17 protein-coding genes and 2 tRNA genes are annotated in these 21,900 nt (G+C 33.3%); 15 read left to right on the top strand and 4 right to left on the bottom strand.

Going from position 1 to position 21,900, the window contains the following annotated elements; all coding sequences use genetic code 11:
- Nucleotides 1-274 (top strand): transposase (locus EAH81_RS21035; RefSeq protein WP_241676537.1); only part of this gene is annotated, 274 nt, incomplete at its 5' end.
- 103 nt (nt 275-377) lie between these two features.
- Here EAH81_RS21035 and EAH81_RS21030 read toward each other — a convergent pair.
- Together EAH81_RS21030 and EAH81_RS21025 are read right to left on the bottom strand one after the other, a co-directional pair.
- Nucleotides 378-450, bottom strand: a tRNA-Gly gene (locus tag EAH81_RS21030).
- Between the two features lie 106 nt (nt 451-556).
- A tRNA-Gly gene (locus EAH81_RS21025) sits at nt 557-629 on the bottom strand.
- A 136-nt stretch (nt 630-765) separates the two neighbouring features.
- On the opposite strand from EAH81_RS21025, the gene EAH81_RS21020 reads away from it, so the two are divergent.
- Nucleotides 766-1,203 (top strand): GNAT family N-acetyltransferase, encoded by a 438-nt coding sequence (locus EAH81_RS21020; RefSeq protein ID WP_170214146.1) that lies wholly within the window; start codon nt 766-768, stop codon nt 1,201-1,203.
- Between the two features lies 1 nt (nt 1,204).
- Nucleotides 1,205-2,797: a murein L,D-transpeptidase gene (locus EAH81_RS21015; RefSeq protein WP_140510932.1), complete on the top strand. Its 1,593-nt coding sequence runs from the start codon at nt 1,205-1,207 to the stop codon at nt 2,795-2,797.
- On the opposite strand, the gene EAH81_RS21010 is transcribed toward EAH81_RS21015, so the two are convergent.
- Nucleotides 2,786-3,508: a murein L,D-transpeptidase catalytic domain family protein gene (locus EAH81_RS21010; protein ID WP_140510929.1), complete on the bottom strand. Its 723-nt coding sequence runs from the start codon at nt 3,506-3,508 to the stop codon at nt 2,786-2,788. The genes EAH81_RS21015 and EAH81_RS21010 overlap by 12 nt on opposite strands.
- Nucleotides 3,509-3,826: 318 nt before the next feature.
- On the opposite strand from EAH81_RS21010, the gene EAH81_RS21005 reads away from it, so the two are divergent.
- The 6 genes from EAH81_RS21005 to EAH81_RS20980 all read left to right on the top strand — a co-directional run bounded on the left by EAH81_RS21005 (nt 3,827) and on the right by EAH81_RS20980 (nt 13,265).
- Entirely contained in the window at nt 3,827-6,256 is a 2,430-nt protein-coding gene (locus tag EAH81_RS21005) for a DUF5916 domain-containing protein (RefSeq protein WP_140510927.1), read from the top strand.
- A gap of 140 nt (nt 6,257-6,396) precedes the next feature.
- Nucleotides 6,397-7,914: a 2,3-bisphosphoglycerate-independent phosphoglycerate mutase gene (gene gpmI / locus EAH81_RS21000; RefSeq protein ID WP_140510925.1), complete on the top strand. Its 1,518-nt coding sequence runs from the start codon at nt 6,397-6,399 to the stop codon at nt 7,912-7,914.
- Nucleotides 7,915-8,177: 263 nt separating this feature from the next.
- Complete coding sequence (locus EAH81_RS20995; RefSeq protein ID WP_140510923.1) at nt 8,178-8,849, top strand: TetR/AcrR family transcriptional regulator; 672 nt, start codon at nt 8,178-8,180, stop codon at nt 8,847-8,849.
- Nucleotides 8,850-8,865: 16 nt separating this feature from the next.
- Nucleotides 8,866-10,527: a peptidase domain-containing ABC transporter gene (locus EAH81_RS20990; RefSeq protein ID WP_140510921.1), complete on the top strand. Its 1,662-nt coding sequence runs from the start codon at nt 8,866-8,868 to the stop codon at nt 10,525-10,527.
- A 3-nt stretch (nt 10,528-10,530) separates the two neighbouring features.
- A complete protein-coding gene (locus EAH81_RS20985; protein WP_140510919.1) occupies nt 10,531-11,877 on the top strand; it encodes an HlyD family secretion protein in 1,347 nt (448 codons plus the stop codon).
- Entirely contained in the window at nt 11,877-13,265 is a 1,389-nt protein-coding gene (locus EAH81_RS20980; protein ID WP_140510917.1) for a TolC family protein, read from the top strand. Before EAH81_RS20985 ends, EAH81_RS20980 begins: the two co-directional genes overlap by 1 nt.
- Nucleotides 13,266-13,368: 103 nt before the next feature.
- Here the strand turns inward: EAH81_RS20980 and EAH81_RS20975 are convergent, their stop codons facing one another.
- Nucleotides 13,369-14,625: a DUF445 domain-containing protein gene (locus tag EAH81_RS20975; RefSeq protein ID WP_140510915.1), complete on the bottom strand. Its 1,257-nt coding sequence runs from the start codon at nt 14,623-14,625 to the stop codon at nt 13,369-13,371.
- A gap of 313 nt (nt 14,626-14,938) precedes the next feature.
- On the opposite strand from EAH81_RS20975, the gene map reads away from it, so the two are divergent.
- The 6 genes from map (at nt 14,939) to apaG (ending at nt 21,899) form a co-directional block, all read left to right on the top strand.
- Nucleotides 14,939-15,757, top strand: a complete 819-nt coding sequence (gene map / locus EAH81_RS20970; RefSeq protein WP_140510913.1) for a type I methionyl aminopeptidase — start codon at nt 14,939-14,941, stop codon at nt 15,755-15,757.
- A 69-nt stretch (nt 15,758-15,826) separates the two neighbouring features.
- Nucleotides 15,827-16,231: a GxxExxY protein gene (locus tag EAH81_RS20965; protein WP_140510911.1), complete on the top strand. Its 405-nt coding sequence runs from the start codon at nt 15,827-15,829 to the stop codon at nt 16,229-16,231.
- Between the two features lie 40 nt (nt 16,232-16,271).
- Nucleotides 16,272-17,045, top strand: coding sequence for a class I SAM-dependent methyltransferase (locus EAH81_RS20960; RefSeq protein WP_140510909.1), 774 nt, complete (start codon nt 16,272-16,274; stop codon nt 17,043-17,045).
- A 112-nt stretch (nt 17,046-17,157) separates the two neighbouring features.
- Nucleotides 17,158-20,067, top strand: a complete 2,910-nt coding sequence (locus tag EAH81_RS20955; RefSeq protein ID WP_140510907.1) for a DEAD/DEAH box helicase — start codon at nt 17,158-17,160, stop codon at nt 20,065-20,067.
- Between the two features lie 81 nt (nt 20,068-20,148).
- Nucleotides 20,149-21,411 carry a DUF5103 domain-containing protein gene (locus tag EAH81_RS20950; protein WP_140510945.1) on the top strand — a complete coding sequence of 421 codons (1,263 nt, stop codon included), beginning with the start codon at nt 20,149-20,151 and terminating at the stop codon, nt 21,409-21,411.
- A 101-nt stretch (nt 21,412-21,512) separates the two neighbouring features.
- Nucleotides 21,513-21,899, top strand: a complete 387-nt coding sequence (gene apaG / locus EAH81_RS20945) for a Co2+/Mg2+ efflux protein ApaG (protein WP_008467225.1) — start codon at nt 21,513-21,515, stop codon at nt 21,897-21,899.
- The last annotated feature ends 1 nt before the right edge of the window (nt 21,900 follow it).

Below are 21,900 nucleotides of genomic sequence, written 5' to 3'. Positions count from 1 at the left end.
AGGTATTTACAACAATCATAACAATAAACACATTGCGATGACCAAACTGGCACATTGGTACAAGAATGTAGAAGATTCAGGGTTTAAAAATTTTAATATCCTTTTAAATACTATAACGGTTAATTACCAATCAATCTTAAACTATTTTGGCAATAGAAGTACTAATGCTTCTGCAGAATCATTCAATGCTAAAGTAAAAGCGTTTAGAAGTCAATTTAGAGGAGTGCGTAAAGTAGATTTCTTCTTGTTCAGATTATCTAATCTTTTTGCCTAATCCCCAACTTTTGCACCTGATCCAGCATTATCCTTAATTTTTCTTAATATCTTAATGGTTAAAAACAAAAAATCCTCAAACAAATTGTTTGAGGATCTTGAAGAGCGAAAGACGAGGCTCGAACTCGCGACAACCAGCTTGGAAGGCTGGAGCTCTACCAACTGAGCTACTTTCGCATTAACAGGGTGCAAATATAAATAATTAAATCTTTTAAAAAAAATAAAAATCAAAAATTATTTATTTTGATAAAAAAACCGAAACAATTAAGTTTCGGTTTTTTAGAGCGAAAGACGAGGCTCGAACTCGCGACAACCAGCTTGGAAGGCTGGAGCTCTACCAACTGAGCTACTTTCGCATTACCGTGGTGCAAATATAAAAAATAAATCAAGGTAAAAACAAGCTTTTTCGCAAAAAAAATCAATAAAAAACAACAATTATTTATAACTAATTTAAAACTAAAAAGTTATATATTTATTTATTTTACACAAATCATGAATATCATTAAAGAAATACCGTCAAAAGAAACTTATATCGTTCGCCAACCTGTTTTAAGAAAGGGAAAACCTATCGAAAGTTGCGTATTTGAAGGAGATGACCTGGAGACGACACATCATTTTGGTTTATTTGAAAATAAAAGCTTAACAGGAATTATTTCACTATTTACAAAAATCAATCCTATATTTGCCCAAAAAAGTCAAGCCCAGATTCGCGGAATGGCCGTTTTAGAAAACCATCAGAAAAGAGGAATTGGAGAAGCTTTAGTCAGACATTGTGAAAACTATTGCAATACAAACAATGTCGATTTAATTTGGTTCAACGCAAGAACAGCCGCCGTTGGTTTTTATAAAAAAATGAGTTACAAAGCTTTGGGAGAAGCATTTGACATTAAAGATGTTGGAGAACATTATTTAATGTTTAAAAAATTATGACATGAGAAAACTTTACTTTTTAGTTATTATATGCCTGTTTGTTAGTTGTAAAAAAGATACACCTAAACCCGCACCTATTGTCAAAAAGAAACCGCCACTAATCATTCTTACTGACGAAAGGAAAGTAGAAATAGATACTACTACTATAAATGTGTTCAAAAGCGAAACTTTAAAACAGTTCTATGACGCTTCTGAAAATAAAACAGTTTGGGGAAACCTTAAAAAGAGAACTTATGTTTTATCGCAATTAGAAGAATCAGACAAATTGGGCTTAGATCCGGAAGATTACAAGGCTTCGAAGCTTAGAAAATTTGAAAGCAGAATCAGTTCTTTAAACGATAAAGATTTAGCAACTTATGACATTCTATTGACTTATAACTTCGAAAAATACCTGAATCACCTATATAAAGGAAAACTGGATCCAAAAAAAATATACACAGATTGGGATTTAGAAGAAAAAACATTTGATGTAAACAGTGTTCTAATCAAAGCTTTTAATAAAAACAAACTAGACAGCGTTGTTGATAATATCCAACCAAAATCAGAAACCTATAAAGAACTATTAAAAGCACTCGAAATTATTGATGAGTTTCCAAATGACGAAATTGGAACAATTGCAATTGATTCTTCGACTAGAAAAATAACTTTAAACGATACTAACAATGCGATAGTCAATATCAAAAAAAGACTTTTGTTTTGGGGAGATATGTCCGGAAAAGATACTTTAAACAGGATTTATAATAAAAAAACCTTCGAATCAGTTAAAAGATTTCAGGAAAGACATGGTTTAGCGTCTGATGGAGTTATTGGTGCAGGAACGATAAGCGCCTTAAACTATTCTAAAGAAAAAAGAAAACAACAAATTATCGCCAATTTAGAGCGTTGGAGATGGTATACTTCAGATTTTGCAGATAATTATTTCATTATAAATATTCCAAATTACAGCCTGAACGTCGTTGAAGACAAAGACACTACTTTAGTTAGAAATATTGTAGTTGGAACCAGTAAAAGAAAAACTCCAATTATAACCTCAACGCTCAAAACAGTGGTTTTTAACCCAACCTGGACCGTTCCGCCTACTATATTAAAGGAAGATGTAGTACCGGCTATGAAACGAAACAGAAATTATCTTGCTAATAAAAGTATTACTATATATGATACCACAGGAAAAGTAGTTGATCCAACTGCGTGGAACGAAAATAAACCAGGTAATTACCGTTATGTACAAAGTCCGGGATACAACAATTCATTGGGAGTAATGAAAATTTTGTTTCCAAATCATCATAGCGTATATCTACATGATACTAATCACAGAAATTACTTTGGAAGAAATAACCGTTCTTTAAGTTCAGGTTGTGTGCGTATTGAAAATCCTCTGGAACTTGCAGAACATATATTGGATGATCCTGAAAAATGGAACAGAGAGAAGATTGACACGCTAATTGCTACTAAAAAAACAACGAATATTAAGATAGTCAAAAAATACGCATTATATCAATGGTACTGGACAGCTTGGAGCAAAAAAAATCAGCTCGTTTTCAGAGCTGATATTTATAACTTAGATTCGGATTTGTATGCTAAATTAAGAAATTAGCTTTTCTTCCATCGCAAAACTTCTTGACGGATGGTAGATATACAAACACGATTTGTCTTTTATAACTTGTATTATTTCATCCGTTAACTCCACTGGAATTGCCGGACAACCTTGGCTTCTGCCTAATCTTTTATTCCCTCTGATGAAGGATTCTGAAACATAATCGGCACCATGCATAACGACACCTCTTTCGCGGGCGTTATCATTTACGCCGTTCTCTAAACCGTCTAAACGAAGAGAAGCTCCATGTTTTCCCTGATAAATTTCGCCGGTAGCATAAAAACCTAAGCTGCTTTTAAAAGAGGAATTTGAATTTGAAAATGTAGAGGCAAATTCTTCTCCGGTATTTCGTCCGTGAGCAACTAACGAATTGAATAGAATTGTATTTGTTGTCAAATCAATTACCCAAAGGCGTTTTGCATTTGATGACAAACTAAAATCAATCAATGTTAGAATGTTTTTTTGAATAATTCCTCTTTCTTTCAATAAATAAAACCCTTTTAAAGCTTCCGAAAAAGTTCTAAGTTCAGGTAATTTAAAGTTGTTGGAATTCAAAGTATTATAGACACTTTCAATTTTTGCTTCGACAGTAAGTTTTTCAACTTTTGCGATAGTCTTTATTGCAGTCTTTTTAATTTCGGGTGTGTTATTTGAATCTTTACCAAAAGATAACAACATAACCACAAGCAGCGGATAAATTTTATAAATCATTGAATTACTTTAGGTTAAACAAAAGGTTTGGGTCTGGCAAAACTACAAAAAAAATATACTTATCAAAGTATAAGCCTGTAAATCAAGGGCTTTTTGGTTAAACTTTAACAAAATCAAAATAAAATATTAGCATTTGGAGCGAAAATCATTTTTATTTGTAAGATATTTACTTATCATAAAAATCTTAGCGTTTTAGACCTCTTTCTTAAAGAAAACTTAATCAAACGGCATTTATTACAATTATAAGTGTAACATTTTGGAAAAAACGTTGTCTACTAATGCAACAAACATTCTAAAATCGTTTATTTAAAATTTGACATGAAAAAAGCACTTTTTCTTATTCTTCTTTTATCCACTTTCTCAGGCTATAGTCAGAAAAAAGTTTTGCAGGCCCAATCGACTTCGCAAAGCATTATTATTGACGGAAAACTGGATGAATCAGCATGGAAAGATGCTTCAATAGCAACAGATTTTGTAATGTATGATCCTGATAACGGAAAACCGATTCCGGAGAACAAAAGGACAGACATTAAAGTGGTATATAATAATGACGCCATTTATATTGGCGCAATGCTGTATGATGATGAACCTAATAAGATTCTAAAAGAAGTTTTGCAGCGCGACAACTTTGGAACCGCCGATATTTTTGGTGTTTTTATTAATGGCTTTAATGACGGTCAGCAAAACTTTGAATTTTTCGTTTCTGCTGCCGATGTTCAGGGCGATTGTATCATGACTGATGCGAACGGCGAGGATTATTCCTGGGATGCCGTCTGGATTAGCAAGGCAAGAATAACGGATAAAGGCTGGATTGTCGAAATTAAACTTCCTTATGCCGCGTTGCGTTTTTCAGGAGAAAACAAGCAAACTTGGGGAATAAATTTTTTCAGAGATATAAAACGTGAACGTAAAAAATATACCTGGAATTTGATCAACACCAAAATTGGAACATTTACGCAACAAAATGGTGATTTGACAGGAATTGAAAACATCAAACCTCCTACCCGATTATTTTTTCTGCCTTATGCTTCTTATTATTTAAATGCCGGAGATGGTCAAAAAACTTACGGTACGCTAAAAGGCGGAATGGATATTAAGTACGGAATCAGCGATGCTTTTACGCTTGACGCTATTCTAGTTCCTGATTTTGGACAGGCAAAATATGACGATCAGATTTTAAATCTTGGTCCGTTTGAGCAACAATTTAATGAAAACAGGGCCTTTTTTACTGAAGGAACTGACTTGTTTAATAAAGGTAATATATTTTACTCCAGACGAATTGGCGGAAAACCTTCTGTTGATCCTGAACTGCATGATAATGAAGAAATCATTGACAATGTTCAAAATGTAAATCTGATCAATGCTTTGAAAGTTTCGGGAAGAACAAAAAACGGATTGGGAATTGGAATTCTAAATGCTGTTACCGAAAAAACGTATGCTACTATAAAAGATACGATAACGGGAGAAACGAGACGCGTAGTTGTAGAACCTTTAACAAATTATAATGTACTGGTTCTGGATCAGCGTTTTAGAAAAAATTCTTCGGTAACGTTTATTAATACAAATGTTAGCAGAAACGGTCATTTTAGAGATGCAAATCTAACCGGATTAGTTTGGGATTTGAACACAAAAGCAAATACTTATAACTTATCCGGTAATATAAAATACAGCTTTATTAATGCGGCTGAAGATAAAAATGGGCTTTTTTCTACCATTAGTTTTGCCGAAACCAGCGGAAAATATCGCTACAGCGTTGGTTCTGATTTTGTAACCAAAGATTTTGATCCGAATGATTTGGGAATTAACTTTTACACCAATTATTATAACTTTTATGGCAATGCCAATTATAGGATTCTAAACCCTACAAAACTCTTCAATAAATTTAAAGTGGACTATGATATGTATGTCGAGTTTAATAAAGAATCCGGAAAAGTTCAAGACAATAAAATAAGTTCTGAAGTAAATGTTACCTCGGTAAATAATAATTATTATGGCTTTGGAGTTACTCTTTTTCCGCTGGAATCTAATGATTATTATGAACCCAGAGCAGAAAACAGATATGTTATTATTCCGAGGAAAATTGAAGCATGGGCAAGCGTATCCACCAATTACAACAAGAAATTTGCTGTTGATTTAAATCCATCTGTTGCTATTGCAGATGAATCCGGACGAATTGCTTACGGGGCTGATATTGGTCCGAGATATCGATTTAACGACAAACTGTTACTAACGTATACTTTTAGTTTTTTAAGACGAAACAACAACAAAGGTTATATTGATAGTGTCGATGATGATGACAACGAAAACACTCCCGAAACTATTGTTTTTGCGAATAGAAACGTCATTACATACGCAAATACGCTGGGCGGAAAATATGCTTTAAACAGCGCTATGACAATCAATCTCGCGGTTCGTCAATATTGGTCATCGGCTGAAAACAAAGATATTTTAGAACTTGAACCAGATGGAACTCTGACTCCTTATCCTCAATATACCGAAAATAAAAACTCAAGCTTTTATTCGTGGAATACTGATTTATCGTATTCCTGGTGGTTTGCGCCCGGAAGTCAGCTTTCGGTTTTATACCGCAATAATGCTTCTAATTTTGAACGTCTTATTGACAAAAATTTCAAACACAATGTAACGGACTTACTGAACAATGATGCCTTAAAACACATTTTTTCGGTTAGTGTAAAATATTTTATTGACTATAATGCCGTCAAAAATAAGATTAGAAACAGAGCCTAGCGTGAATTAATTTTAAATTTTTCAGGGTTCTTCAGCTAAATTATTATTTTTTAATACGCTTCATTTTATTAACCATAAATTATAACATTGCTTTCGTTCACATTTTAGAAATGGTTTATCTTTGTAAAAAACTAAAAACGATGAATAAAAAAGTAATTCTAATGATTTTAGACGGTTGGGGAAAATCTCCTGACCCTAAAGTATCTGCAATAGACAACGCAAACGTTCCTTTTATAAACAGTCTTTACCAAAACTACCCAAGCGCACAACTTCGAACTGACGGATTAAATGTTGGTTTACCTGAAGGTCAAATGGGAAACAGTGAAGTTGGTCACATGAATCTTGGTGCAGGAAGAATCGTATATCAGGATTTAGCCAAAATAAACTTAGCCGTAGCAAACAAAACACTTGCCAAAGAACAAGTACTTATTGATGCTTTTACCTACGCTAAAGAAAACAATAAAAAAGTACACTTTTTAGGATTAGTTTCTGATGGAGGTGTTCACTCTCATACTTCTCACTTACGCGGATTAATCGACGCTTCGCAAGAATATGGCTTAGATAAAGTTTTTATTCACGCTTTTACAGATGGTCGTGATGTTGATCCGAAATCCGGAGCAAAATACATTCACGATTTAGAAGAACATATTAAAGATACGCCTGTAAAAATCGCTTCGATCATTGGTCGTTATTATGCAATGGATCGTGACAAACGTTGGGAACGTGTAAAACTGGCTTACGATTTAGTCGTTAACGCTATTGGAACTCCATCTAAAAATGCCGTTGCAAGTGTTCTTGACAGTTATGCACATGATGTTACTGACGAGTTTATCGCTCCAATTGTAATGGTTGATGAAGACGAAAAACCATTAGCAACAATTGTTGAAGGTGATGTAGTTATCTTCTTTAACTTTAGAACTGACAGAGGACGTGAACTTACAGAAGCGCTTTCGCAACAAGATTTCCACGAGCAAAACATGCACAAGTTAAACTTGTATTATGTAACGCTTACGAACTACGACGAAACATACCAAAACGTAAAAGTAGTTTACAATAAAGACAACATTACAGAAACTCTTGGTGAGGTTTTAGAAAAAGCAGGTAAAAAACAAATTCGTATTGCCGAAACAGAGAAATATCCACACGTTACGTTTTTCTTTTCCGGCGGAAGAGAAACTCCTTTTGAAGGCGAATCTCGTATTTTAAGAAATTCTCCAAAAGTAGCAACTTACGACTTACAACCAGAAATGAGCGCATTTGAACTTACAGCTGCTCTTGTTCCTGAATTGAACAAAGGCGAAGTTGATTTCGTTTGCTTAAACTTTGCTAACGGAGATATGGTTGGTCATACCGGAATCATGAGCGCAGCAATTCTTGCTTGTGAAGCTGTTGATGCTTGTGTAAAACAAGTTATTGAAGCGGCTCTTGCCAATGATTATACTACAATCGTAATTGCCGATCACGGAAATTGCGAAACTATGATTAATCCTGATGGAAGCCCAAATACAGCACACACAACAAACCCAGTGCCGATTATCTTAGTTGACAAAGAATTAAAAAATATCCAAAATGGTGTTCTTGGTGACATCGCTCCTACTATTTTAGAATTAATGGGAGTTCAGCAGCCTAATGCAATGACTTGTCATTCGTTGCTTTAGTCGCGGCTTCTAGTCACAGTCGCAGTTTTCAGTCTCAGTGACTGCCGAAAATAACAACAAACCCGATAGATTTAAAAAATCTATCGGGTTTTCTATTTATAATCCAAACTGAAAACTGAGACTGAGACTGAAAACTGGGACTGAGACTGAGACTAAAAAACTGAGACCGTGACTGAAAACTGTGACTAGAAAAAGCAATAAATAAAAGTTAAAAACTCAAAACTAATAGTATTACTATTATATTTGCATATAAAATAATTGTTATGGAAATTATACTATCAAATATAAAGATGCAGGTAAACGAAAAGATCTATGTAAAAGATCCCGAAACATCTGCATTAGGAAAAAAGATAATTGAACAGAGTATTCTTCTTATAGATGCTATTGGCTTTGATAATTTTACTTTTAAAAAATTAGGCGAAAAAATAGGTTCAAACGAAAGTTCGATTTATCGTTATTTCGAAAACAAGCACAAATTATTAGTATATTTATCTTCATGGTATTGGAGCTGGATGGAATACAAACTTGTTTTTACAACGACCAACATTGTAGACAAGAAAGAAAAGCTCAACAAAGCCATTAATATAGTTACGGAGAAAATTACAGATGACGTTTCAACAGATCATATTAATGAAGCGATTCTAAATAAAATTATAATTGCCGAATTCACAAAAACACTTCACACCAAAGAAGTGGATCAGGAAAATAAGGAAGGTTTTTTCTTAATCTACAAAAGGGTGATTAATCGAATTGTTGCCATTGTGAAGGAAGTAAATCCTGAATATCCGTACGCAAAATCATTAGTATCAACTATTGTCGAAGGAAGTTTACACCAACATTTTCTAACAGATCATTTAAAAACAATTACAGATTGCAATGAGACCGTTACATCGACTCAATTTTACTTAAATCTAGTACAAAACGTTCTGCGCTAATTATAAAAAAAACAGTATGACTCCATTAAAACGATTTTACCACTTACTTGAGCTGGATAAAAAAGACATTTACCAAATCTTCTTCTACGCCATATTTGCCGGACTTATCAGTTTATCGCTTCCGCTAGGAATTCAGGCGATCATCACTTTTATACAATCCGGACGTGTAAGCGCATCCTGGATTGTGCTTATCATACTTGTTGTTGCCGGCGTTGCGCTTGTTGGACTTTTGTCTTTGATGCAATTGCGAATCACTGAAAATTTACAGCAAAAAATATTTGTTCGCGCTTCGTTCGAATTTGCAGCTCGTTTGCCAAAAATAAAATCACAGGAATTGTACGACACTTATCCGCCGGAATTAACGAATCGCTTTTTTGATACGTTAACCATTCAAAAAGGAACTTCAAAATTACTAACAGATTTTTCGGCTGCTCTACTTCAAATCACTTTCGGGATTATTTTACTGTCTTTATACCATCCCTACTTTATTGTTTTTGGTCTTTTATTGTTCCTGCTTTTATTCTTCATTTTTAAATTTTCGTATAAATCAGGTTTAGAAACCAGCTTAAAAGAATCAAAATTCAAATACAAAGTAGCAAGCTGGCTACAGGAAATGGCGCGTAATAATTTTAGTTTCAGAAATGAATTAAACTATGATTTTGCACTTCAAAAAAACAACTCAATTGTAGAAGGTTATCTTAATTATCGCGAGAAACATTTTGGTGTAATCAAAAGACAATTTATACAATTGATCATTTTTAAAGTCATCATTACAGCAAGTTTATTATCGATCGGTGGCTATTTGGTTTTGAGTCAGGAAATGAATATTGGACAATTTGTGGCTGCAGAAATCATTATTTTGTTAGTAATTACTTCTGTCGAAAAAATCATTATTGGACTTGAAAGTTTTTATGATGTTTTAACTTCGGTTGAAAAAATTGGTCAGGTAACCGATTTAGAATTAGAAGAAAACTCAGATTCACAAACCGAACATAACTACAACAGTATTACTTTGGAAACTGAAAATTTAAAATTCAAATTTCCGGATTCTCCAACCAATGCTTTAGATTCTATAACGCTAAAAATTGAACAAGGCGAAAAAATCTTTGTTGACGGTACAAATGGTTCTGGAAAAACAACTCTTATTCGATTATTATCCGGTTTATTAAAACAAAGTTCCGGTGCTTTTTACATCAATGATGACACTTTTAGAAAAATAGACCTAAAACAATATCGCTCACAAATAGGCAGTATTATTCATAACGAAACACCATTTGAGGGAACAATTTTAGAAAACATAACCTTCAACGATCCGTCTATAAGTACCGAAGATTTAAAATGGGCGCTTGATGGAGTTCAGTTGAGTCCGTTAATCAAGACATTACCAAAAGGTCTAAAAACACATATTCATCCCGAAGGAAGACAATTATCATCTTCTAATGCTCAAAAAATCCTGTTGGCAAGAAGTATAATTCATAAACCGAAAGTGCTTTTTTATGAAGATCCAACAGATACGATGGATGAAAATGTAGCGAATGAAATCATTGATTTTATCACTTCTGATAAAAACGACTGGACCATTATTGTTTCATCCAAAAATCCACATTGGAAAACAAAATCGACACGACAAATTACGATGCAAAACGGCCTTATTATTCTGGATCAAAAAAAACAATAAGTCATGCTAAATATATCTGACAACAAAACAAAATTACAGTCTCTTGATCGATACGAAACTGTAAAGAACCTGAGCAACAGACCTCATTATAAGATCCTGAACAAAATAATAATTGGAACTTCAATCTTGGGATTAATTGCTCTTTTCCTGCCTTGGACGCAAAACATTTCGGGATCTGGAGCTGTGACAACCTTAAAACCCAACCAAAGACCACAATCGATTCAGAGTGTAATTTCGGGACGTATTGAAAAATGGTACGTACAAGAAGGTGACTTTGTAAAAAAAGGCGATACAATTCTGTTTATTTCTGAAATAAAAGAAGATTATATGGATCCGAATTTGGTCGAAAATACCAAAAATCAGGTTGATGCCAAAAAGAACTCTTTAGAATCGTATGATGATAAAGTAACAACACTTTCGACCCAAATTCAATCCATAGAAAATGAAAGGAAACTGAAACTAGAACAAGCCAGAAATAAAGTCAAACAATCGCTTTTAAAAATAAAAAGTGACAGTATCGATTTGGTTGCCGCAAAAACTCAGTTAAAAATTGCTAATACACAATACAACCGTTCTGTACAACTGAATAAAGAAGGCTTAAAACCTTTGACGGATGTTGAAGAAAAGCGTTTGAAATTGCAAGATGTCGATGCTAAAATCATAACGCAGGAAAATAAATATCTCACCAGCAAAAATGAATACATAAACGCCAGAGTTGAGATAAACAGAATTTCCGCTGAATATGGCGAAAAAGTAGCCAAAGCAAAAAGTGATCAATTTACAACCCTGAGTAATAAATTTGATACTGAGGCTCAAGTAAGCAAACTGGAAAATCAATATGCAAATTACAGCTTACGAAACGGAATGTATTATATCAAAGCGGTACAAAACGGCTATATTAATCGCGCTTTGCAGGCTGGTTTAGGCGAAACGATAAAAGAAGGAACGCCAATTGTAACTATAATGCCTTCCCATTATGATATTGCGGTTGAAACGTATATAAATCCAATCGATTTGCCTTTGATAAAAAAAGGAGCGGAAGTTCGTGTTTGGTTTGACGGATGGCCAACAATTGTTTTTTCGGGATGGCCGGATATGTCGTACGGAACTTTTGGAGGAAAAGTTGTTGCGATAGAAAACTTTATAAGTGCTAACGGGAAATACAGAATCTTAATTGCTCCAGATCCAAACGAAGCAAAATGGCCAAAACAATTAAGTATTGGTTCCGGAGCACAAACAATTGCATTATTAGACACCGTTCCAATTTGGTTTGAAATCTGGAGAACCCTAAACGGATTCCCTCCTAATTACTATAAAACGGGTGAAAAAGAAACTAAAGAGAAAAAATAATGAAACGGATATTTATAGCTTTTCTTTTTTTGAGCTGCACCGCTTTTGGTCAGCAGCCCATATCTAAAGAACTTACTTATAATGAGTTTCTTGGATATGTAAAAAAGTACCATCCTTTAGTTAAAAGTGCTAATCTTGAAATAAGCGAAGCACAAGCCAATTTGATGATGGCGCGAGGTGGTTTTGATCCAAAGATTGAAGTCGATTTTAGTCAGAAACAATTCAAAGACAAAGAATATTATTCGATTTTGAACAGTAGTTTCAAAATCCCAACCTGGTACGGAATCGAACTAAAAGCGGGTTTTGATAATAATGAAGGAGTTTATCTTAATCCCGAAAATACAACTCCAAGTTCAGGGTTAACTTCGTTTGGAATCAGTGTGCCGCTTGGACAAGGATTGTTTATTAATCAAAGAATGGCAGATGTTCGCAAAGCCAAAATTCAAATAAAACTAAGTCAGGCTGAAAGAAAACTTCAAGCCGTAAGTGTTTTATACGATGCTTCAATTGCTTATTTCAATTGGAAGAAGAATTTTGAAGAAATGAAACTTTACGAAACGTACAACAACAATGCGGTAATACGTTTGGAAGGAATTAAATCTTTGATAACGCAGGGCGATAAACCTGCCATAGACAGTATCGAAGCCGGAATTATTGTAAAAAACAGAGCTTTAAGCCTTGAAGATTCTAAACTAAAACTGGCAAAAGCAAAACTCGAATTGTCAAATTTTATGTGGCTGGATAATAATATTCCGTTAGAGCTTTCGGACGAACTTGTGCCGGAAGCAGCACTTGAATCTACTTTGCAGGAAACTTTAAAAACAAACGATCTTTTGCAAGAAAATGTTAATTTAGAAACACATCCAAAATTAAATGCGCTGCAAAATAAAATAGAAATTCTGACAGTCGAAAAAGATCTCAAGCAAAATATGTTATTACCCAAAATAAATGTCGGTTATTCTTATTTGTCGGAACCCGGTTATATTGACAATTATCGTTTTGACGATTACAAAATTGGACTTGAATTTTACTTTCCTTTATTTCTGCGAAAAGAAAGAGGAAGTCTGAAATTGGCAAAATACAAGCTTCAGGAAAACGAATTTGCTTTAGCTTTGGAAAAAACACAATTGACGAATAAAATAACGGCTCAAAAAACAGAAATCATTTCACTTGTAAAACAAAAAAAGCTAGCCAAAGATTTGGTCGATAACAACCTGACAATGCTAAATTCTGAAGAACGATTATTCACTTTTGGAGAAAGTTCTTTGTTCCTGATTAATACGCGCGAGAATAATTTAGTAAGTGCAAAATTGGCTTCAATTGCTTTAGAAAACAGATTTTATATCTCCAATTCAGAGCTATTCAAGATCATGGCAAATCCTGATTAAAGTTTTAACCATATAAGTGATATAAGTAATTATAAGTTGCCGCGTTTTTTAGGCTTTGCTTAAATGAACTTATATCACTTATATGGTTAAACTATCTAGATGTTTAAATCACAAAATAATGGTAAGTCCATTCGACACAATAGATTAAGATTCCGATGAGCCCTCCAACCAAAGTTCCGTTGATTCTGATGTATTGCAGATCTTTACCGATTTCTAATTCTAATTTCTCAGAAACCTCTTTTCCGTCCCAACTTTTTACGGTTGACGAAATCAAATCTCCAATCACTTTTTTATTGTTCAAAAGAATAGAAAGTAAATCGTTTTTGATGAAATTATTGATCTTGTCAATCATTACAGGATCTTCTTTTATTCCGTTTCCAAAGCCTTGAATTAAACCGGAAATATTTTTCTTGATTGATGACTCTTCGCCTTTTTCCAAATCATTGGTAATTGACAATTTTATTTCGTCCCAAATTCCGTTGATGTAATCCTGAACTTCTTTTTTTCCGGCAAAACCAAGAATCATCGTATTGATTTTTACCCTCATTTCTTCTGAGTTCTTTACTTTATCCAGAAAATCATAAACATATTCATCAATCTTAACTCTAATCGTACTTCCCGGTTGTTTGGCTTCATTTAGAAAATCTGCCAATCCATTAAAAACACCTTCTGAAATGCTTTTATCGGCTAAGCCAAAACTCAAAAATGGTGTTGATTCTTTTACTTTTCTTCTGATTAAATCCTTATTATTACTCAATTCCGTGCTCATCACATTCAGAACATTGGTGAGCAATTCGTCTTTTACATTTCCTTTCTGTAAAGGTTCCAAAGCCAACGCTACCCATTCTCCAAAATTAATTGCTTCCAGTTTTTCTTTGAATTGAATTTGAATAAAGCGTTTTATATCTTCATCTTTTAATGTTTTCAAAACTCCGGGAATAACATTTACAGCCACCAAATTGGCAATTTTATTGGCGTTTTCGTCAAGCGAAAGCCATTCAGAAGCTTTTGTAGCAAAGTTGAACTCTTCTATTTTAACTTCTAGTTTTTCACGATTCAGAAATTCTTCCGAAACAAAATTTCCCAGATTTTCACCAATTTCATTTTTCTTGGTCGGAATAATAGCGGTGTGCCAAATCGGGATTCCCAACGGATGACGAAATAAAGCTACAACCGCAAACCAATCTGCGATTCCACCAACCATTGCCGCTTCGCTAAAAGCCTGCAACATTGGAATTTTAAAATAAATAGCAATGATAAACAGAAGCACCGCAACACCTAAAAGTGCCAAAGCATTCTGTTTCATTTTATTTAAAGCTTTCTTTTTGGATATATTTTCCTGATCTATAGACGTTTCCATAATTATAATATTTTAACTATTACTAATTTACGGTTTTTCTGTCAAACACTTATTCTAAAAATTGCTCTTGATTGTTGTTTCGCCACGAATTTCACGAATTAGCACGAATTTATTATTCATATTATTAAATAAATCAGTTTAAAATTAAATTTCGATTAGTGAAATTCAATTTTAAAGCAATTGTAATTTGTGTTAATTTGTGAAATTCGTGGCAAACTTTTTAAACTACTATCATTCATATCAATTCGTGCAATTTGTGGAGAAAAATTTTAAATAAAAAATCGTACTTTTGCGAACTGAAAATCTGAAAAATATGATTATCCAAAAAAGTAGAGAAGAAATTGAATTAATGCGCGAAAGTGCTTTAATCGTATCGAAAACATTAGGAATGATTGCTTCTGAAATTAAAGAAGGAGTCACCACATTATATCTGGACAAATTAGCTGAGGAATTTATCCGTGATCACGGTGCGGTTCCTAGTTTCCTGGGATTATATGATTTCCCTAATTCACTTTGTATGAGTCCAAACTCTCAGGTTGTACACGGAATCCCGAATAATACGCCATTGAAAAGCGGTGACGTTATATCAGTAGATTGTGGTGCATTCAAAAATGGATATCACGGAGATCATGCTTATAGTTTTGAAATTGGAGAAGTTGCTCCCGAAGTTAAAAAACTTCTGCAAGTAACTAAAGAATCTCTTTATGTAGGAATTAGAGAATTTAAAGCTGGAAATCGCGTTGAAGATGTTGGAAATGCGATCCAAAAATATACTGAATCTCACGGTTACGGAGTCGTTCGCGAATTGGTTGGTCATGGTTTAGGGCAAAAAATGCACGAAGAACCAGAAATGCCAAACTACGGAAAACGTGGTCGCGGAAAGCTTTTTGTTGAAGGAATGGTTGTTGCAATTGAGCCAATGATCAACATGGGAACAAAAAACATCAAACAACATAAAGACGGCTGGACAATTACAACTGCTGACGGAAAAGCAAGCGCACATTTCGAACACGACGTGGCGCTAATAGATGGAAAACCAGAGTTATTATCGACTTTCCAATATATCTATAAAGCTCTTGGAATCGTAAGCAACGAAGAAGATGAATTCAGAAAAGTGCCGTTAGTTTTATAGTTATTACACAGAGATTCACAAAGATATACGCCAAGATTCACAAAAATTTATTTATAAGCCTTTCTTAAAATGTATGAAGAAAACAATGAATCTCGTAATCAGCTAGACGCCATTACATATAAAATAATTGGACTTGCAATTGAAGTGCACAAGCAACTTGGACCTGGATTATTAGAATCCGCATATCAGGAATGTTTGTACTACGAAATTGTAAATTCAGGTCTTATTGTTGAAAAGCAAAAAGCTTTACCAATAATATATAAAGAAATAAAACTAGATCATGGGTATAGAATTGACTTATTGATTGAAAACAAAATTGTCATTGAATTAAAAACTGTTGAAGCTTTTACAGATGTACATTTTGCTCAAATTCTTACGTATCTAAAACTCGGAAATTATCCGTTAGGGTTATTAATTAATTTTGATTCAAAAATTTTAAAAAACAATATAAAAAGATTTATAAACACTCTGTGAAACTCCGTGCTTCCTTTGTGTAACTCTGCGAAACTGCCCCATGAAAAAACTTTTTAAACTCGTACTTAATACAATACCTCGTCCATTATTAATTCGTTTGAGTTATGTTGCCCGACCAATTTTGGCACTTTCATTAAAAGGAAGTCGATTTACTGACCCGATTGACGGGAAAAGTTTTAGATCGTTTTTGCCTTATGGATATGGAAAACAACGTAACAATGTGCTTTCGCCAAGTACACTTTCATTAGAAAGACACCGTTTACTTTGGTTGTATTTAAATGATCAGACTGATTTTTTTACAGCACCAAAAAAAGTACTTCATTTTGCTCCGGAACAAGCTTTTTATAAAAGATTCCGCAAGCAGAAAAATCTAGATTATACTACAACTGATTTATTTTCGCCTTTGGCAGATGTAAAAGCAGACATTTGTAATTTGCCTTTCAAAGACAATGAATACGATGTTATTTTGTGTAATCACGTTTTAGAGCATATTCCGGACGATACAAAAGCAATGCAGGAATTGTTTCGTGTATTAAAACCTGGCGGAATGGCGATTTTGCAGATTCCACAGGATTTATCGAGAGCTGTAACTTTTGCCGATGATACTATTACAGATCAAAAAGAACGCGCCAAAATTTTTGGACAATACGATCACGTTCGTATTTATGGCCGTGATTATTTTGACAAATTAAGAAGCATTGGTTTTATCGTAATCGAAGAAGATTATACGAATAAAATATCTCCTGAATTGGTAGAGAAATATTGCTTAGCAAAAGGAGAAATCATTCCGCTTTGTTTTAAACAAGAAAACTAAACAGTTTTTTTACCTTATAAATTCCTTTAAAAAGTTTTCAAAATAGTAATAATTTGAAAACTTTTTAAATTTTAGAATACTCTCAACTTACAATTAAATCAAACTCCTAATCTTGGAACTCTCAAAATCATTTCAATTTTGTTTCGACATCAGTTTTGAAAAAAACCTGAATGTTTATCTCCCAACAGCTTACATCATTGATAATACCGATGAAATTAAATATTTAGACAAAAAAGCAAGTACGGACGTGCTTGAAAGTTTTGGAATCGCTTTTGAAAATTTAGATTCCAGTACCAAAAAAATACTCACCGCTTGCGAATCTTTAAAGCCGGACTTTATTTTCAAAAAATTCAGCACAAAAATCAAATCGGCAAAAACAATTGCTGATTTGCAAAAAGACTCCAAAATTGAATTTGCCATTCGTCAGCATTTAAAATTTAACCTGGAATCTTTTTACAATCTAATTGTGAAAGAACAATTTCCGTTATCTGCTAATATGAGTGCCGAAAAGGATTTTTATCGCTGGAGAGTTGACACAACTTCGGTAGATTTTGAACCTCAAATTCAATTCGATAAACACGAAGAAGGAATTACTTATACCTTATCTTTAAAAGAAAGCGAAACTTCATTTTTACCCATGGATAAAAGTATCGATATTCTTTTGGATGAACCGGGCTGGCTAATTGTCGATAAAAAATTAGGACAGCTGAAAGATCTTAATTCTAAGAAACTTTCGCCATTTTTAAAGAAGAAATCAATCGAAATACCTTCAAAATTGGTGGATAATTATTTTAAGAATTTCATTCCTGAAATAGCAAAAAAAATAGACATTGACGCGACCGGTTTTGAAATTAAACTTCGGGACAAAATCATTTCGTGCACGATTCAGCCTGTTTATGATTTCTTTAAAAACTGTTATTACCTCAACCTTTATTTTGATTATAACGGATATATATTTGACGCCAGTAAAACTAAAAAAACACATTCGTTTGTTGATTTTGGTCTTATCAATGAGCCCAAAATAATTCAGTTTAAACGAAGTTCTGATGAAAAATCATACACGGAAAAATTACAGGAAATTGGCTTAATAAAAATCAAAAATGAATTATTCGGATTGAATTCAGATACCGAAATTCCTGATCCTTATACCAATATACAATTCGTTATTGATCGTAAAGAAGAGCTTGAAAGCTTGGGATTTACGGTTGAGAATCTGAAATTGGAAAGCAAAGAAATCATTACAGAAAACCATACTGTTGCAACTTCAAAAGGAGAAACAAAAGAAGATTGGTTTGATATCAAAATCATTATTTCTGTTGGAACATATAAAATCAATTTCAGCGAGATTATTCCGAATATAAAAAGCAAGGAAAGACTCTTTTTATTGCCTGACGGAAATTACTTTTTGATTCCGTTAGAATGGCTTAGTAAATACAGTTCACTGGCAAAATTGGCTAAAACCGAAGATGGGAATCTACTTTTACGCAAAAGTAATTTTGCTGCTTTAGATGCGATTCCGGAAATCAAAGACGATGTGAATCCAATTCTGCAAGCGGAATATGTGTCTTCTGATTTATTAAAAGCAACTTTACGACCTTATCAAATTGATGGAGTAAAATGGCTTTTGAGTCATTTTAATTCAAATTTAGGCGCTTGTCTGGCTGATGATATGGGACTTGGTAAGACTTTACAAACTTTAGCCGTTTTAGTTGCCGTACAGGAACAATTAGGTTTTACGACTAAAACCACGAATTTTGATTTGTTTGAAAACGAAACTACTGTCCAAAAAGAACCTTTAAAAACGTTGATTGTTTTACCTTCTTCATTAGTTTTTAACTGGTATAATGAGGCCGCAAAATTTACACCGCATTTTTCGAAAATGCAATATGTTGGAAACGATAGAAAGCAATTACAAAATCGATTAGAATCTTCAGATTTAATTTTTACCAGCTACAGCATTATTCATCGTGACATTTCTATTTTAGAAAAATATAATTTTCGCTATTTAATTTTAGACGAAAGTCAATACATTAAAAATAAAGATTCTAAGATTTTCAAAGCGATTAATAAGATCAATACAGCTCATAAAATCGCTTTAAGTGGTACGCCAATCGAAAACTCGCTTGACGATTTATGGTCGCAAATGCAATTTATAAATCCGGATATTTTGGGTACTTATGCTTTTTTTGCTGAAAATTTTAAAATTCCGATTGAGAAAAAACAAGACGAAAATAGTTTATCAGAATTAAAAAACCTTATTCAGCCTTATATTTTAAGACGAACAAAAGAACAGGTTTTAAAGGATTTACCAGAATTAACGGAGCAGATTTACTATTGCGATATGGATCCTGAACAGGAAAAACTATATGAAAAAGAAAAATCTAAAGCGCGTAATTTTTTACTAAAAACAGACGGTTCAAGTCCTGACAAAATCAGTATTATCAATACTTTGATGAAGTTAAGACAGTTGAGTAATCACCCAAAAATGGTAGATCAGGAATCTGAAATTGATTCCGGAAAATATATTGCCGTTACTAATTATCTGGAAACTTTAGTAAAAGAGAAACAAAAAACCATCATTTTTAGTTCTTTTGTTACTAATTTGAGTTTTTATACGGATTGGTGTAAAGAAAACAAAATAGCATATTGCGAAATTACAGGCGAAACTCCCGCCAGAAACAGGGAACAGCAGGTAAATTTATTTCAGGGAAAAGAAGAACCTTTGTTGTTTTTTATTTCGCTAAAAGCAGGGGGCGTTGGATTGAATATTACCAAAGCTTCTTATGTTTTGTTCTTAGATCCATGGTGGAATCCTTTTGCTGAAAAGCAAGGAGTTGGAAGGGCGCATCGAATTGGGCAATTAAACAAAGTGAATGTGATTCGGTTTATTTCGAAAAATACGGTGGAAGAAAAAATCATCAAACTACAGGAAAACAAAAAGCTATTATCTGATTCCCTTTTAGAAGAAAGTTTTGTTAATGACGAAATCGAAGTTAATTTAGAATACATTTTGGGTTCTTAATAACTTGTTTTCAAAACCAATAAATTGGCATCATATTCGTTATATAAAATTGTTATATTTACAATCTTACAACGTAATATGATGCCAAAATTTTTATTTAGAAATCTCTTTCTGCTTTTTATTTTTGCTTCGGCGACAGCTCAGGAAGTACAAACCGAAGTAGTCCCTCCATATAATATCAAAACTGTTTCCTTTATTCAGGGTGGTAATAATGTTGTTCCGATATTTCAATTGGGCGACACATTTCAATTTCAATTTGATGATTTATTTGGCAATGAAGCCAATTATTATTTTGAAGTAACACATTGCGATTACAATTGGGTTCCAACTGATATTCCGAAAACAGATTATGTGAGAGGTTTCGATAATCAACGAATTACGGATTATTCAAATTCATTCAACACGCTTCAGGTTTACTCTCATTATCGACTTCCTTTTCCAAATCAGTTTACTACTGAATTGAGAATCTCCGGAAACTACATTTTGAAAATTCTTAATGAAGACAGGGAAGTTGTTTTTTCGAGAAAGTTTATATTGTACGAAGATCATTCTACCGTTACGGCTCAGGTAAAAAGAAGTCGTGACGTTACAAACATCGATTATAAACAAAATCTGGATTTTGCAGTATTGTCAAACGACATTGTTTTTCAGACTCCGTTACAAAACATAAAAATCCTTTTATTACAAAACGGAAATCTTAATACCGGTATTAAAAATATTCCGCCACAATATACCATTGGAAATCAAATGGTTTATAAATACAATAAAGAAACCCAATTTTGGGGCGGAAACGAATTTTTATATTTTGAGAATAAAGACATTCGTGCCGGAAGCAATAATGTTGCGAGAGTTGGCGCAAATAATGATATTTATAATTCTTATTTATACACAAATTTGGCGCGAGGCAGTCAGATTTATACTGTAAATCAGGATGTAAACGGAAACTTTGTTGTCAAAAATATTAATGCTTCTAGTAACGAAATCGAAGCTGATTATGCCTGGGTTTATTTTAGTTTGTCTGCTCCTACTTTCAGATCATCAACTAAAGACATTTATATTACCGGAATGTTTAACAATTACAGCCTTTCGCCAGAATATAAAATGGATTATAATGCGGAAAAAGGACTTTTTGAAAAAGCAGTTATGATCAAGCAGGGTTTTACTAGTTTTCAATACACAATTGCCGATAAAAAAGGGGTTATTGACTATGAAAATGCTATTGACGGAAATTTTTATCAAACTGAAAATGACTACACCATATTAGTTTATTACAAAGAGGCCTCAGATCGTTATCAAAGAGTTATAGGAAAAGGAAATGCAAACTCCATAAACATCATAAATTAAAACATTGCGCATCATTCATTAAAACATTGTTAAGGTTTCGGGCGGAATGATTTTTTTTTGTAGATTTGCACATATAACGCACACATATATACTACTTTAGTATGGTTTCTCAAATTACAAGAGGCATAAAAATATCTGTTTTGACTAGTTTTGAAGGTACTTACTTCAAAAACTACAAGATTCATTTTGCCTTTAGTTATGTCGTTACAATCGAAAATCACAGTAAAGATTCTGTTCAGTTGACTTCTCGTCACTGGGAAATTTTTGATTCATTAAACGATTTAGAAGTTGTTGACGGAGAAGGCGTTATCGGAAAAAAACCCGTTTTGAAACCTGGAGAAAATCACACTTATAGTTCTGGTTGTTTATTATCGTCTCCTTATGGCGCGATGAAAGGTCATTTTAATATGATCAACTTTACTACCACCAAAACATTCAAAGTTATTGTTCCTACTTTTAGAATGTGTGCTCCTTTTGCATTGAATTAAT

Origin of the sequence: Flavobacterium pectinovorum, from assembly GCF_006438875.1 — a bacterium.
Classification (GTDB): Bacteria; Bacteroidota; Bacteroidia; order Flavobacteriales; family Flavobacteriaceae; genus Flavobacterium; species Flavobacterium pectinovorum_A.
This window is presented reverse-complemented; position numbering and strand designations above follow the sequence as displayed.